Here is a 13,815-nt window from a genome sequence, read left to right as displayed (position 1 = left end):
TTGGCATGACCACGCAACGCCTCGGCCTCATCATGAACGGCGTCACCGGCCGCATGGGGCTCAACCAGCATCTGATCCGCTCGATCGTCGCGATCCGCGACCAGGGCGGCGTTCGCCTGAAGAACGGCGATCGCATCATGCCCGACCCGATCCTGGTCGGCCGCAGCGCCGAGAAGATCGAGGGACTCGCAAAACGCTTCAACATCACGCGCTGGACCACCGACCTCGACGCCGCGCTCGCCGACAAGAATGACACTATGTTCTTCGACGCCGCGACCACGCAGGCGCGGCCGGGCCTTCTGACCCAGGCGATCAATGCCGGCAAGCACGTCTATTGCGAGAAGCCGATCGCGACGAATTTCGAGGAGGCGCTCGAAGTCGTCAAGCTCGCCAATTCAAGGGGCGTCAAGCACGGCACGGTGCAGGACAAGCTGTTCCTGCCCGGCCTGAAGAAGATCGCGTTCCTGCGCGACTCCGGATTTTTCGGCCGTATCCTTTCGGTGCGCGGCGAGTTCGGCTATTGGGTGTTCGAAGGCGGCTGGCAGGAGGCGCAGCGGCCGTCCTGGAACTACCGCGACGAGGACGGCGGCGGCATCATTCTGGACATGGTTTGCCACTGGCGCTACGTGCTCGACAATCTGTTCGGCAACGTCCAGAGCGTGGTCTGCATCGGCAACACCGACATTCCCGAGCGCTTTGACGAGCAGGGCAAGAAGTACAAGGCGACCGCGGATGATTCCGCTTACGCGACCTTTCAGCTCGAGGGCGGCGTCATCGCCCACATCAACATGTCCTGGGTCACGCGTGTCTATCGCGACGATCTCGTCACCTTCCAGGTCGACGGCACGCATGGTTCGGCAGTCGCGGGTCTCACCGACTGCATGATCCAGGCGCGTCAGGCAACGCCCCGGCCGCTGTGGAATCCCGACGAGAAGCGGTTGCATGATTTCTACGGCGACTGGCAGAAGCTGCCCGACAACGTCACCTACGACAACGGCTTCAAGGAGCAGTGGGAGATGTTCATCCGTCACGTCTACGAGGATGCGCCCTACAAGTTCACGCTGCTCGAGGGCGTCAAGGGCGTGCAACTCGCCGAATGCGCGCTGAAGAGCTGGAGGGAGCGGCGCTGGATCGACGTCGCCCCGATCAAGGCCTGAAATTTATCGGATAAGTCGCGATGTTTACCAAGCCGTCATTGCGAGCAAAGCGAAGCAATCCAGTGTCCCTCCGCGGCGACGGTCTGGATTGCTTCGTCGCTTCGCTCCTCGCAATGACGGGGAGAGGTTCGAAATCATGAACAAGCCCGTCCTGCCGATGTCGTCACTGTCGCTCAAGCTGCCGAAGGCCGATCGGTCGATCGAGACTTACCGGCTTGCGGCCTCGCGCACGTTCCCCACGAAGGTCGAGGGACCGCTGAACCGCATCGCCTTCTCGGCCGTGCATACCGTCGTCGATCCCTTCGCGGACAACGACCCCTGGCTCTCCGCAGCCGTCGACTGGGACAAGACCATCGCCTTCCGCGAGCACGTCTGGGATCTCGGTCTCGGCGTGGCCGAGGCCATGGACACGGCGCAGCGCGGCATGGGGCTGGACTGGCCGACCTCGCTGGAACTGATCACGCGTTCGGTTGGCGCCGCCAAGCGCCGCAACGCGCTGGTGTTCTCCGGCGCAGGCACGGACCATCTCGCGGTCGAAGACGCCAAGAGCCTCGAGGACGTGATCCGCGCCTATGAGGAGCAGATCTCGGCGGTCGAAAAGGTCGGCGGTCGCATCATCTTGATGGCGTCGCGCGCGCTGGCCAAGCTTGGCCGCAACGCCGACGACTATGCCAAGGTCTATGACCGCGTGTTGTCGGGGTAGCGCAGCCCGTGATCGTCCATTGGCTCGGCGACATGTTCGATCCGGCGCTGACGGGATATTGGGGCACCAAGGATCTCGACGAGGCGATGGACATCGCGGTGGCCATCATCAACGACAACGCCGCCAAGGTCGACGGCGTCAAGGTCTCTCTGCTCGACAAGCAGCGCGAGATCGACATGCGCCGGCGCCTCGACAAGCGCATCAAGATGTATACCGGCGACGATTTTAATTATGCGGAGCTGATCGCCGGCGACGAGAAGGGCTTTTCGCACGCGCTGCTTGGCATCTTCGATGCGATCGCGCCCGCGGCGTCGTATGCGCTGTCGCGGCTCGCTGCCGGCGATGAGACCGGTTTCCACGACGTACTGGGCCCGACGGTGCCGCTGTCGCGCCACATCTTCAAGGCGCCGACGCGCTTCTACAAAACCGGCGTCGTGTTCATGGCGTACCTGAATGGCCATCAGGACCATTTCACCATGGTCGGCGGTCAGGAGAGCGCGCGCTCGATGCTGCATCTGGCCGAGCTATTCCGGCTGGCGGATCAAGCCGGGCTGCTCGCCAATCCTGAACTGGCGACGCGGCGGATGAAGACCGTGCTGGCCTCGCACGGACTGGAAGCCTGATGCGCGATTTCTCGTCCAACCACCGCTGGCTGTCGCTGAACACGGCGACAGTCCGCAAGCAGGGTGACCTCGTTCAGATCGTCGATGCCTGCGCGAAGCATGGTATCCGCGCTATCGATCCCTGGCGCGACCAGGTCGCTTCTGTCGGTCTCGATCGCGCGGTGCGTGCCGTGCGTGATGCCGGTCTTGAGCTATCAGGCTATTGCCGCGGCGGCATGTTCACTTCCGATGCTTCGCACCGCACCGAAGTGCGTGACGACAACCGCCGCTGCGTCGATGAAGCCAAGGCGCTGGGTGCGCCCTGCATCGTGCTCGTCGTCGGCGGCCTGCCGCAATATTCTCGGCCAGGCAGCGAAGCGTCGAAGGATATTGTGGCGGCGCGCGGACAGGTCGAGGAAGCTCTCGCCGAGATGCTCGATTACGCCAAGCAGGCGAAGCTGCCGCTGGCGATCGAGCCGCTGCATCCGGCTTACGCGGCCGACCGCGCCTGCGTCAACACGACGAAGCAGGCGCTCGACATCTGCGACCGGCTCGATCCCGGCCGTGGCGGCATGCTCGGGGTCGCGCTCGACGTTTATCACGTCTGGTGGGACCCGGAGCTGATAGGGCAGATCGCGCGCGCCGGCAAGGATCGGCTGCTCGCATTCCACGTCTGCGACTGGCTGGTGCCGACCAGGGACATCCTCAACGACCGCGGCATGATGGGCGACGGCGTCATCGACATCAAGTCGGCGCGCGCGGCCGTCGAGGCGCAGGGTTTTGCCGGCTATTCGGAGATCGAGATTTTCTCGAACGACTGGTGGGGCAGGTCGATGGACGAGGTGCTGCGCACATGCATCGAACGGCACAACACGATGGTGTAGGCCGCCGGCGCTGCCCCCACGGGCTTGCGCCCTGTTGCAGCGAGTTGAGGCGCGCCTTTACCCGCTGCTCAGCGCCAACTGCTGCAGAGCAGCGAACTGGCTGGAGTACCACTAATGACGAGGTGGACAGCCATCGGCTTTGGGGCAGAATATCATCATCCCGATGCCGCAGCCTTGCCACAGTCTGTGCAAGATCCGATGCGGTAATCAGTGGCATCAACGATCAGCAGGCACGGCGGATGTACCCTGTCTGATGATCTTGAATGGCCCCGGCGTGCAATCGTCGGGGCCATTGTTGTGATCGGCCTGGGCAGGGCCTGCGACATTGCCGAACGCTCCGGCGTGGTCGGTCCCCGCCCGTTTTGTTGAGGCGATAAGGAAAGACCGCCCGAAGGCGGTCTTGCAGTCCAATGGGCCAAGGCTAAAATAGTTTCGGGATCAAACCTTGTCCGGCCCCGGTCACAGCTAACCACCATCCAGCAAGGCCTGCTCACAATTAAAATTTCAGTCCTGAAATGGAATGCGCCTCGTAGAGCGCAGGCCGAAAGGGCTGTCATTCTGCGCAGCGCCTTTTGCTGCCGTCAGTGCCCGCATCGCCGGCCTCGCTATTCGGTGAAAAGATTGCGCTATCATCGATTGACCGTCAAACACGGGACTATCACTGGTCAGTCCAATCTGCGAAGCTGCGACAACACAAATGCGCTTGTAAACAAGCCAGCACGAAGGAGGTTCGCAATGGAAAAAGTGCAACGCTTGCGTGCGATGGGTTCGTTGTGCCGTCAACAGGCCGCCTACAACAGCGTGAACAAATGGAAGCTGCTCGCAGAAGCAGAATACTGGGATCACCTGGCCGATCTCGAGTTGTCTTCTTACTTCCAGCAATGCAACGCCGTTAGCGCAAATGAGATAGAGCGGCCGATCACAAACACGAATGACGCCGGACCGAAGACGATTTCCGCGGCGTGAGGAGGAACGAGGCTGTCGTTTGCATTCCGTGCCGCCGCACGTCTCATAGAGAGCCGCCGCCCGGACATGCACGTTTTCGTCAAGCATTGAAGCAGGGCGGTTGCGTTACTCCACGTCGTTCGGCCGTAGCGCAAATTGCAACAAGAGAATGCGACGCTGCCCTCATGGGCTTGCAACCAGTTGCTGCGTGTTGAAGCGCGCCTTCTGTTCGCTGCTCAGCGTGGCATAGAACTCCTTCATGGCGGGTTCGACCGGCTTGGCGGCTGTCATGTCCCTGATGCCCCCCGTTCTGGCATTCTGTGGGGTGATGCCGGCCTTTTTGGGAGGAGGACGGACGTCAACTCTGGTTTGAGGACCATCTCATGGTTTGGCGCTCCAGGTTGCAAAACAGTGGCTGGACAACGAGACGTCACCCATCTGCTCGATGAGTCGCGCGGGTCAACCAAATGTTGTAGTGTTCAGCGATCGCGCGTCACTGCTCGGAAGGTGTCCGGGTACTTGGTCCTTTAAAATGACAATGTGCGCATGAATCAGGCTGAGCAAGCGACAGCAGCGCCGTCCATCGCACCGTCGATGATTACGAGGCGGCTTGCTGCCATAGCCTTTGCCGATGTAGCTGGCTTTTCCCGGCTCATGGGTCTGAGGGACGTCGATACTGTGATGCGCTGGAAAGCGTTGCGCACGGACATCATGGAGCCTCACATGGCTCGGCACGGTGGACGGATCGCCGAGATCGCAGGCGACGCCGTGCTGGTCGAATTCCCGAGCGTTGTGAACGCGGTGCGCTGGGCTACCGACGTTCAGCGTGCACAAGAGCACGCCGTCGGCGACAAGGATCCATTCGCCCTGCATCTTCGCATTGGCATCAACGTCGACGATATCATCGACGAAGATGGAATATTGCAGGGGGACGGCGTCAACGTTGCGTCTCGTATCCACCAGGCCGCGCAGCCCGGCCAAATAGTGGTCACGGCGGCAGTCCGCGACTATGTTGTCAATCGACTGCCACTGACATTTCATCACCTCGGCGCACCTGTGATGAAAAATATCATGCGAACCGTTCATGTCTATTCCGTCGAATGGACCGAGGGAGACAACGACCACCAGATCGCGCAGCCATATCTGCAATGGGCGTCCAAGCCGACGCTCGCGGTGCTGCCGTTCCGCACGATCAGCGGTACCGACGACGACAGCTACTATGGTGAGGGGATCACTGACTCGATCATTACCGGCCTCTCCAGAAATCGGTCGCTTTACGTCATTGCGCGCAATTCTACCCTTCGTTATCGCGACGGGGAAAAGACTTGCGGCAGATCGCCAGTGAGCTCGACGTTCGTTACTTGCTGGACGGCAGCGTCCAACGCCAGGGCACGCGATTGAGAATCAACACAGAGTTGACCGACATTTTGGGAAATGTCTCGATCTGGGCCCAACGGTACGAGGGGTCTACCAACGACCTGTTTGAATTTCAGGATCGAATTGCCACAAGCATATTGTCGTCGATTGAGCCGCGCGTGCGTGCAGTTGAGATGGCTCGGGTCGGTGATCGGCCAACCGAGAGTTTGGACGCATTCCATTGCGTGCTCCGGGCGATGTCCCGTTTATATTCCTTCACAGAGGAGAGCTATCGCGAAGCTGGCGAGCTTCTCGAAAGGGCGATCGTGCTCGACCCATCCTATGCGCAGGCACATGCCTACCTCGCGTGGTGGCTCAATTTCCTGATCGGCGAAGGCTGGTCGCTCGATTTCGACGCTGACCGGGCGCGGGCGCTCGTTGTTTCGCAGCGAGCCATCGAACTGGATCCTGACGACCCGTTTGCACTTGCTGTTGCCGGACACGTCCTGTCCTTTATGGTCGGATCGCCTGAAGAGGCGTTAGAGCTTTTTGATCGAGCCCTGGCGCTCAATCAGAACGCAGCGTTCGCGTGGGGCTTGAGCGCTTTGACGCTCGCCTATCTGGGCCGGCCCGACGAGGCGCTGGAGCGATTGCAGAACGTATGGCGTCTTAATCCCTTCGACCCACTGAACTTCTATTTTTGGATCGTGGCGGGCATTGCCGAGTTTGTCGCTGGGCGCTACGATGAAGCAATTGTCTGGCTTCGCAGGTCCCGGAGGGCAAATCCCCGCTTTATTGCCTGCTTACGAACACTTGCATCCGCACTTGCATTGTCGGGCGACGAAGCGGAAGCCGAATTGGCCGCTCGACAGCTTCTCGCAATTGAACCTACGTTTAAAGTCTCGGCGTTCATATCCTGGTATCCGCTGCGCCGACGAGATGATTTGGATCGGTTGGCAAAGGGATTGCGCGCCGCGGGGTTGCCGGAATAGCCAAGTACAAATTTCAAGCACCTGGGAGGCTTATTATGGGAGCTGGAGCAGGAGCGGGCGCAGGTGCCGGAGCGGGCGCAGGCGCGGGAGCGGGTGCAGGCGCCGGAGCGGGCGCAGGCGCTGGAGCGGGTGCAGGCGCCGGAGCGGGCGCAGGCGCTGGAGCGGGCGCAGGTGCTGGAGCGGGCGCAGGTGCTGGAGCGGGCGCAGGTGCTGGAGCGGGCGCAGGTGCTGGAGCGGGCGCCGATGCGGGGCCCGGCACGGGGCGCAGTTTTTACGCGACCCCCTCGGACCTGGGCTATCGATCTTGGGCACTCGACTTTACTCCGGATGACGCTGGGAATCTGCCGTATCCGTGGCCGGAAACTGTAAATCCGTATCAGGTCGACATAACCGGGCAGGATGCGTTCCTCGAATGGACGACCGATGACTGGGACCCGGCATTGCGGTTCTGGGCGCTTCCATACGACCTTCAGCTCACTCAATGGCTGAAGGCCGTCGATCCTCTCGACCGTCAATCATGGCGGCGCGGGAATTCGGCGGCCAGCCCGGTCAATGGCAATTCGGTCGGGCTGACCTGCTGGCGATGAGCTGGCTGGAGAGCCTCGATCTCGCGTGGCAGCCCGATCCCCTTTTAAATCCTGAAAATCCTAACGCCGGCGCCGGCGCCTCGCCCGCCGCATGGACCGCGGCGAAGGACGCTGCCTTCAATTCGATCCTCGGCGAAATCGAACAACTGCAAATGCTGATGCAGGACGATCGCGATCGCTATATGGCCGAAATTATCGAGCAGGCGGATGGCCTTGCCGGCTACATCACCGCCTTCATCGATACGAGTGAATCCCGGCGTCCGTGGACAATGGAGCTCGTCAACTGCGGGCTCGCCATCGGCAATATCGCTTATTTTTATTACAAGCAGCAGTTCAGTCGCGTCCGCCCGTCGACGCTATGCCCAGGCCTGGCGCCCCCGTTCGGTCCGCCTATGCATCCCTCGTTCACGAGCGGACACTCGTTTCTTGGACATTTGATCGCGCTGCTGCTCCTCGAGATACCGGCAATTAGACAGCGCTTCGGCATGTTCGCCGCTCCCTACGACGGAACGCCGGGTAAGGTGGTCGACCCCTATCCGGCCGTGACTATCTCCTCGCCAACCCCGCGGTCGCCACCTTAAGTGCGTTGACCGCGCACGGGCTGAGCGCCGGAGATCCGGTCCAGTTTCAGCAGGTGTCTCCTGCGCTGAGGATGACGATTTCGCAAGCCAACCCCGCAGTTGTTACATTAATCGCGTTAACTGCGCACGGGCTGAGCGCAGGAGATCCGGTCCAGTTTCAGCAGATATCTGGTCCTGGTGCGCCTGCGCTGCCGGCGCCGATCGTCGTGGGCACCACCTATTTCGTACTGGCCGCGGGCTTGACTGCCAACAGCTTTGGAGTTGGCGACGCCAGCGGCGTCCCGATCGACACCACCCCCACGGGTGGGGTACGCCGCCGCCTGTACCGGCCGTACTTCTGCGAAACCCGCCGCCGGCGCCAATCGGCGTGGGCACCACCTATTTCGTACTGGCCTCCGGCTTGACTGCCAACAGCTTTGGAGTTGGCGACGCCAACGGCGTCCCGATTGACACCACCCCCACGGGTGAGGGTACGCCGCCGCCTGTGCCGGCCTTACTTCTGGCAAACCCGTTGATGGGGCGGGGCGAACTCACATCGCCGCTGCTTTGGCTTGGCGAGCGTCTTGCCAAGAACCGCGAACGTCTTGGCGTCCACTATGCTTCCGACTCGGCTGGAAGTCGTCACATTGCAGCCGGTCTCTGGCGCGCGCTGCTGCACGACAACACGACAGGCCGCATCAATTGTCCGACGCTCTACTCGGTGCTCGCCCATGCAACCGCCGAGTGGCCGAGCAAGTGGCCCTGACCGGGCCTTGTCCCTTCTGCTCGGCCGACCTGAACAACAAAGCGCACGCATACCATTGGGCTGCCGCTAGGGGCTGACAACGACGATGAGACCGAGATTGTTGTCATTGGGTACGAGGTCAATGAGTTCCGTGGGCAGTTGGCTGCACGGGAACGACGTCGCTGAATCAGTGTTGGCAGCATCGTCCACGCAGGTTGCGATAGCCAGCACCAGATAGCGGGTGCCGGATGACGGTGGGTTGAACGTGAAATCAAATTCGACAGGCGGCGCACCTGGGTCAATGGTCGTGCCGGCGCCCGGTGATGGGGTGCACGGTGTCCATGTCGTTGACCCCAGTGACGTCCATTTCGGCGGAGGACCACTGGGCCATGCGTGCCACCAAACGGTGACTTCGACATTCGTTGCCTGTTGACCGCCGCGGTTTCCGACCTGCACGGAAATATTGCCCCCCGACACAATGATCGCGCTTTGGTCGGCCTGCCACAAGGGCGGAGCATCTGAACCGGACTGGTGGGGATCCCAATCGAGCGAGACCGGATTGTAGCTGCCCGGCCCATACGCGATAGCGCCGTAGGGCGAGGCTTCCGAAAGTGGCCGCCGGTCCAGGATGTAGATGTCGACCGGCGGTGGAAGGCCTGGAGCGTTGGTGATCGTTCCGGCAACGGAATACAGGCCCTGGACTTCGAACGCCCAGCGAATGACCTTGTGCACACAGCCGCCGATCCTGTGGAACGAGAGCGGTTGGATGCTGTACGACGGGGGCGGAGGAAAGGTCACCGTAAAGTTGACGTCCCAGCGAATGGTGCCGATGTCAGCGTCGATCAGCGCCGAGACGAGCTGATCCGGCTCGTTGGCCAATACGGTGGTCGATGTCGGCAGAATCTGAATCCCTCTCATGATGAGGTAGACGGAATAGTGCGAAGCCGACTCGCGGGCGAATTGGTCAGGCTGGTTTTGCGTTCCCACCAGCTTTGTATCACCGCCGATGGCGCGGTACAGCCGGAACAGCGATGATGAAAGAATCTGCTCGGTCCAGTAACCCTTGCGGCGGGGCGGCGTTGAATCGGGCACCTGGGACATCGCATAGTGCAATGAGCCGCCCCAGCTCCATCCATGCGACACACATCGATCGTGGCGACGGGGCGTAAACACCCACGGGAATGTCGCGCCACGCCAATTGCCGTCTCCCGCCAATTGCGATTGCGGGTCCGAGACGATCGCTGCAAGCGCGTCGCCGGCGCTGTGGGCGAAGCGGAATTCCAGCTCACCGACCGAGCACATCAAAAGCACGTGCCCGATCTCGTGCCAGATCCAGCGCGCGTCGGCCGCGATGCCAAGCGGCTCCGCTTGCGAGCGGTTGATTCCGTCCCATGGCTTGCGCGCCCGGGTCGAAAGGTCGGCCAGCGCCAAATGCAGTTGCAGGATCGGACGATCGCTGAGCTTGGTCGGTCCGACGTAGTCGACCAGCCAGCCCTCCGGAAGAACACGCGCATTGACGGTCTGGCCGTCCTTGCCGGGGCCTGGCCTCACCCCGGAGCGATAAAAGACCTTGAGCGGCAGGCTGGCGATCCGAAAGTACGAAACCGCATCAATTCCATACGCCTCGAGCCGCTGGAAGAATTGCCTGACATTGTTGTACGCGCTGATGGCCGCGAAGTCGTTCGATCGAACGAGAGGTGTCAACCTGTCGGGCAGATCGACCGTCTTCGGATCTCCCGGGTAAGGGGAGGGGGAGGACCGTCGGCAAGGACAAATCCGGGGCAAACCAACACCTCTTCGTCGATGGATCCGGCTCGTTGGTAAATCAACGGATCCGCCTGATGCGTGGTGATTTCCTCATTGTCGCGATAATACTCGAGTGTTTCTTCGCTGCGTGTCGGACGCCGTTTGCGAAGATCAGTCGGCGGCTCCTGCGACGCAGGATCAAGCGGAAACACCCACGCATGTCCAGGCGTCACCGCATCGGCGACGAGCTCAACCTTGCTGACAAGAGCCCCAGCCTCTTCCGGCGTCCCCGAGAACACGAACGAATATGGCGTAGTCCTGGTTCGGCTGCCATCCGTCTCGGGCTTGCTCGCGGCTTGCCATTGCACACGCGGTGTTCCGTCGGGTGCGGTGGCGATCCGGGCGCCTCGAATGGAGACGGATTGATTTTTCAAACCAAGCTGCGCGGACATCTCGGTCTTGACCTGAAAAAGCCTGTCCGTTTCGAAGATCGGCGCGAACGCGTTCTCCCTCCCGTCCTTCCCCAGCAAATTGAATACTTCCTCGGTGCTGTAAGGGCCGAACGGAAGGGACGCGGTCATCCCGGTGATGCGTATTTCGTATCCTCCGTTTGCCGGTCGCACATGCGCAACCACGCGGATGCCAAACCCTGAGCCCAGGAAATGGCCGGGCGGTTTGAGCTTGGATTTGGGATCGGGAATCCACTCGGAAGCCACCAGAATCACGGTCTGATCGACAACAGCGCGCGCGCGCGACTTACGCTCAACTCGGAACGATACGAACGGGTTGCCGGCATCGGGGGCGTCCAGATGCGCAGGAGGCCAGCGAAGGGGCAGCCACCGGATGAAGCCCGAAAAGCGACGCTTGAAGAAGTCTCTCGATTTAGTTGTGAATACTTTCGGCAGTTTGATGGGCGGATCGATATCGCGGTTCGCCATCACCGCTTTGAGGTATTCGTTTCCCACACGCTGCATATTGGAATCATCAATTCTGCGGACGGTCACCCGATATGGAGCCGTTGGATGACGCAACAAAATAGAGGTCGGCGTGTTGACCGCGTCGCCCCAGCGCTCGCTCCAGAGCGCATATTTGCTGGGACGCCACTCCGCTGAATCGTGCGGTCCGCGAGCAACTTCATCTGCCATCTGCCACCCCTCCTGCTTGAGGCGCCCGCCATCCTGTGACGGAGCTCAATGGTGTACGGAACGTGTGCCTGGCGTCGTTGTCGATGAATTCTACTCCATGCCGGCATCTCGCGATAGCCGTTCAGCCGGCATGGCCTCATCATGGAGGCGGCGTGTTTGCAACCTGCGAGCGAACGGCCGGCCGAATGGGGCGCGATTGCGCGCTCGACCGGCGGCAAGCCTGCACCAAACAAGATCGATCTATGTGTACGCGCCGAGTGACCAACCTTCAGCGCGCAGGTAGCGGACTGGTTCGTTGTTGGCCGCGGCCGGCGTTGCGATCCTCTGACGCAGTCAGTCTCAAGAAAAATCCTGCGTCAGGATCGCGGCGAACTGCTCGAGCGCCCAGTCGACCTGGTCGCTGGTGATCACCAGCGGCGGGGCGATGCGGATCGTGTGCTCATGGGTGTCCTTGGCGAGGATGCCCTTGGCCTGAAGCGCCTCGCAGTAGCGGCGTGCGCGCCCGGCCTCGGGATGCAGCTCGACCGCCAGCATCAGGCCGCGCCCGCGCACCTCGCGGATGGTGTTGGCGCGGATGTCGTTCAAGCCTTGCAGAAAGCGCGCGCCCTGCGTGGCTGCGTTCTCGATCATGCCTTCCTCGACCAGCACGCGCATCGCCGCGCGCGCCACGGCGCAGGCAAGCGGGTTGCCGCCGAAGGTCGAGCCATGCTGCCCGGGTCGCAATGTCCCGAGCACGTCGTTGTTCGAGAGCACGGCCGACACCGGATAGAAGCCGCCGGACAAGGCCTTGCCGAGCAGCGTCACGTCCGCCTCGATGCCCTCGTGCTGCTCGGCGAGCAGCTTGCCGGTGCGGCCGAGCCCGGTCTGGATCTCGTCGAGCACCAGCATGATGTTGTGGGCGGTGCAGAGCTCCCGGGCCCTGGTAAAATAGCCGGCTGGAGGAATGATGACACCGGCTTCGCCCTGGATCGGCTCGACCAGAAAGGCGACGGTGTTTTGCGTGATCGCTGCTGCGAGGGCAGCGGCATCGCCGAACGGGATGATCCTGAAGCCCGGCGCGAACGGCCCGAAGTGTCCGCGGGTCTCAGCGTCCGTCGAGAAGCCGACGACGCCCAGCGTGCGTCCGTGGAAATTGTCGGCGCAGACGACGATCTCGGCCTGGCCGTCCGGCACGCCCTTCACCTCATAGCCCCATTTGCGCACCGACTTGATCGCGCTTTCGACCGCCTCGGCGCCGCTGTTCATCGGCAGCACCTTGTGGGAGCCGGTCAGCGCCGCGATCTCCTCATAGAACAAGGCGAGCTGGTCGTTGTGGAAGGCGCGCGAGGTGAGCGTCAGGCGGTGTGCCTGTTCCACCATCGCTGCCAGGATCTTGGGGTGGCAGTGGCCCTGGCTGACCGCGGAATAGGCGGAGAGGCAATCGAGATAGCGGTCGCCTTCGGTATCCCAGACCCAGACACCTTCGCCGCGCGTCAGGACGACCCCGATCGGCTGGTAATTATGGGCGCCAAAGCGTGCTTCCGTCGCGAGGAGATCAATGACCGACGAGCTCATTTTTCGTCACTCCCATTGGGCAGCTTGGGACCTGCGCGATGCTGCCGATTTGCCCCGGCGTGTCAAATGGTTCCGCGCATCCACCGGGCATTTTCGACCAACCCGCGCCCCTACTGTGCATGGGGTTGTTTTCGACATTTTTGTTTGGGCCTGGCTTTTCAGGAGTCCTGATCGCGATGCGCGATCTCGAGCGTGACCAGACGCGCCAGCAACGTCGCGGGAAAGAGCTGGCCAAAGATGGCCTCCATGTTGCACAGGCTGCGCGCAACCGGGTGCAGCGGGGCGACGTCGCCATAGCCAGTCGTGGTCATCGTCGCGAAGCTGAAATAGATGACCTCGCTTGCGAGCCTGGGACTGTCTTCCACCTTCATGCTGACGAAAGCGTCCTGATCCAGCGAGCCGATGAAGGTGTAGAGGGCTGCGAAGATGATCGCGACGGTCAGATACAACAGCACGGCGCCGATCACGCGATGATAGGTCACGCGCCCCGGCGCAAAAGTCTGGCGCGCCACCGCCCAGGCCATCGTCGTTCCCACGATGAACCACGACCCCGCGAACAGATTGAGGTCGAGAATGGACGGAGACTTGATCCGCAGGATCGCGCCGGTCACGATCATCCCGAGCGCGATCAGCATGCCGACGACCGCGACCGGGCTGCCGGATATCACGAAGATGCCGCAGACCAGCAGCAGCGCCAGTACGAGCTCGGACACCTGGAATGCAAAAAGCCCCAGCGCCTGCAACGGCGAGATCACGAACATCATGATCACCAGCAGTACGGTCAGCACCGTCAGGGCCGGATCGGCCCAGCGTTCGCGCAATTGATCGATGTTCATGAC

At 61.8% G+C, this 13,815-nt stretch carries 13 protein-coding genes and 1 pseudogene; 9 read left to right on the top strand and 5 right to left on the bottom strand.

What is annotated here, in order from left to right; genetic code table 11:
- Positions 1 to 5: 5 nt before the first annotated feature.
- From ACTGJ9_RS32700 to ACTGJ9_RS32685, 4 genes and pseudogenes are all read left to right on the top strand, one after another.
- On the top strand, positions 6 to 1,157 hold the full coding sequence (locus tag ACTGJ9_RS32700; protein WP_456674408.1) for a Gfo/Idh/MocA family protein: 1,152 nt from the start codon (positions 6 to 8) through the stop codon (positions 1,155 to 1,157).
- Between the two features lie 136 nt (positions 1,158 to 1,293).
- Positions 1,294 to 2,483, top strand: a pseudogene (locus ACTGJ9_RS32695) (dihydrodipicolinate synthase family protein).
- Positions 2,483 to 3,346, top strand: a complete 864-nt coding sequence (locus ACTGJ9_RS32690; RefSeq protein ID WP_456674407.1) for a sugar phosphate isomerase/epimerase family protein — start codon at positions 2,483 to 2,485, stop codon at positions 3,344 to 3,346. Before ACTGJ9_RS32695 ends, ACTGJ9_RS32690 begins: the two are co-directional and overlap by 1 nt.
- A gap of 735 nt (positions 3,347 to 4,081) precedes the next feature.
- Entirely contained in the window at positions 4,082 to 4,312 is a 231-nt protein-coding gene (locus tag ACTGJ9_RS32685; RefSeq protein WP_456674406.1) for a hypothetical protein, read from the top strand.
- Between the two features lie 162 nt (positions 4,313 to 4,474).
- On the opposite strand, the gene ACTGJ9_RS32680 is transcribed toward ACTGJ9_RS32685, so the two are convergent.
- Positions 4,475 to 4,582, bottom strand: coding sequence for a Spy/CpxP family protein refolding chaperone (locus tag ACTGJ9_RS32680; protein ID WP_456674405.1), 108 nt, complete (start codon positions 4,580 to 4,582; stop codon positions 4,475 to 4,477).
- Between the two features lie 255 nt (positions 4,583 to 4,837).
- On the opposite strand from ACTGJ9_RS32680, the gene ACTGJ9_RS32675 reads away from it, so the two are divergent.
- The 5 genes from ACTGJ9_RS32675 (at position 4,838) to ACTGJ9_RS32655 (ending at position 8,552) form a co-directional block, all read left to right on the top strand.
- Complete coding sequence (locus ACTGJ9_RS32675) at positions 4,838 to 5,692, top strand: adenylate/guanylate cyclase domain-containing protein (RefSeq protein WP_456674404.1); 855 nt, start codon at positions 4,838 to 4,840, stop codon at positions 5,690 to 5,692.
- Positions 5,617 to 6,639, top strand: a complete 1,023-nt coding sequence (locus ACTGJ9_RS32670; RefSeq protein WP_456674403.1) for a tetratricopeptide repeat protein — start codon at positions 5,617 to 5,619, stop codon at positions 6,637 to 6,639. The genes ACTGJ9_RS32675 and ACTGJ9_RS32670 overlap by 76 nt, the downstream gene beginning before the upstream one ends.
- Positions 6,640 to 6,702: 63 nt before the next feature.
- Complete coding sequence (locus tag ACTGJ9_RS32665; protein WP_456674402.1) at positions 6,703 to 7,008, top strand: hypothetical protein; 306 nt, start codon at positions 6,703 to 6,705, stop codon at positions 7,006 to 7,008.
- Between the two features lie 148 nt (positions 7,009 to 7,156).
- The gene (locus ACTGJ9_RS32660; protein WP_456674401.1) at positions 7,157 to 7,807 is read left to right on the top strand and encodes a hypothetical protein; all 651 of its coding nucleotides are present in this window, start codon (positions 7,157 to 7,159) and stop codon (positions 7,805 to 7,807) included.
- Positions 7,808 to 8,174: 367 nt separating this feature from the next.
- A complete protein-coding gene (locus ACTGJ9_RS32655) occupies positions 8,175 to 8,552 on the top strand; it encodes a hypothetical protein (RefSeq protein WP_456674400.1) in 378 nt (125 codons plus the stop codon).
- A 66-nt stretch (positions 8,553 to 8,618) separates the two neighbouring features.
- Here ACTGJ9_RS32655 and ACTGJ9_RS32650 read toward each other — a convergent pair whose 3' ends face one another.
- From ACTGJ9_RS32650 to ACTGJ9_RS32635, 4 genes are all read right to left on the bottom strand, one after another.
- Positions 8,619 to 10,235: a hypothetical protein gene (locus tag ACTGJ9_RS32650; protein ID WP_456674399.1), complete on the bottom strand. Its 1,617-nt coding sequence runs from the start codon at positions 10,233 to 10,235 to the stop codon at positions 8,619 to 8,621.
- Positions 10,232 to 11,422 (bottom strand): hypothetical protein, encoded by a 1,191-nt coding sequence (locus tag ACTGJ9_RS32645; RefSeq protein ID WP_456674398.1) that lies wholly within the window; start codon positions 11,420 to 11,422, stop codon positions 10,232 to 10,234. The genes ACTGJ9_RS32650 and ACTGJ9_RS32645 overlap by 4 nt, the downstream gene beginning before the upstream one ends.
- Positions 11,423 to 11,761: 339 nt before the next feature.
- The gene (gene rocD, locus ACTGJ9_RS32640) at positions 11,762 to 12,976 is read right to left on the bottom strand and encodes an ornithine--oxo-acid transaminase (RefSeq protein ID WP_456674397.1); all 1,215 of its coding nucleotides are present in this window, start codon (positions 12,974 to 12,976) and stop codon (positions 11,762 to 11,764) included.
- 158 nt (positions 12,977 to 13,134) lie between these two features.
- On the bottom strand, positions 13,135 to 13,812 hold the full coding sequence (locus ACTGJ9_RS32635; protein ID WP_456674396.1) for an ion channel: 678 nt from the start codon (positions 13,810 to 13,812) through the stop codon (positions 13,135 to 13,137).
- Between the last annotated feature and the right edge of the window lie 3 nt (positions 13,813 to 13,815).

Source organism: Bradyrhizobium sp. RDM12 (assembly GCF_051917485.1).
Lineage (GTDB): Bacteria > Pseudomonadota > Alphaproteobacteria > Rhizobiales > Xanthobacteraceae > Bradyrhizobium.
The sequence above is the reverse complement of the archived record's forward strand: the minus strand, read 5'-3'. Positions and strand labels throughout refer to the sequence as shown.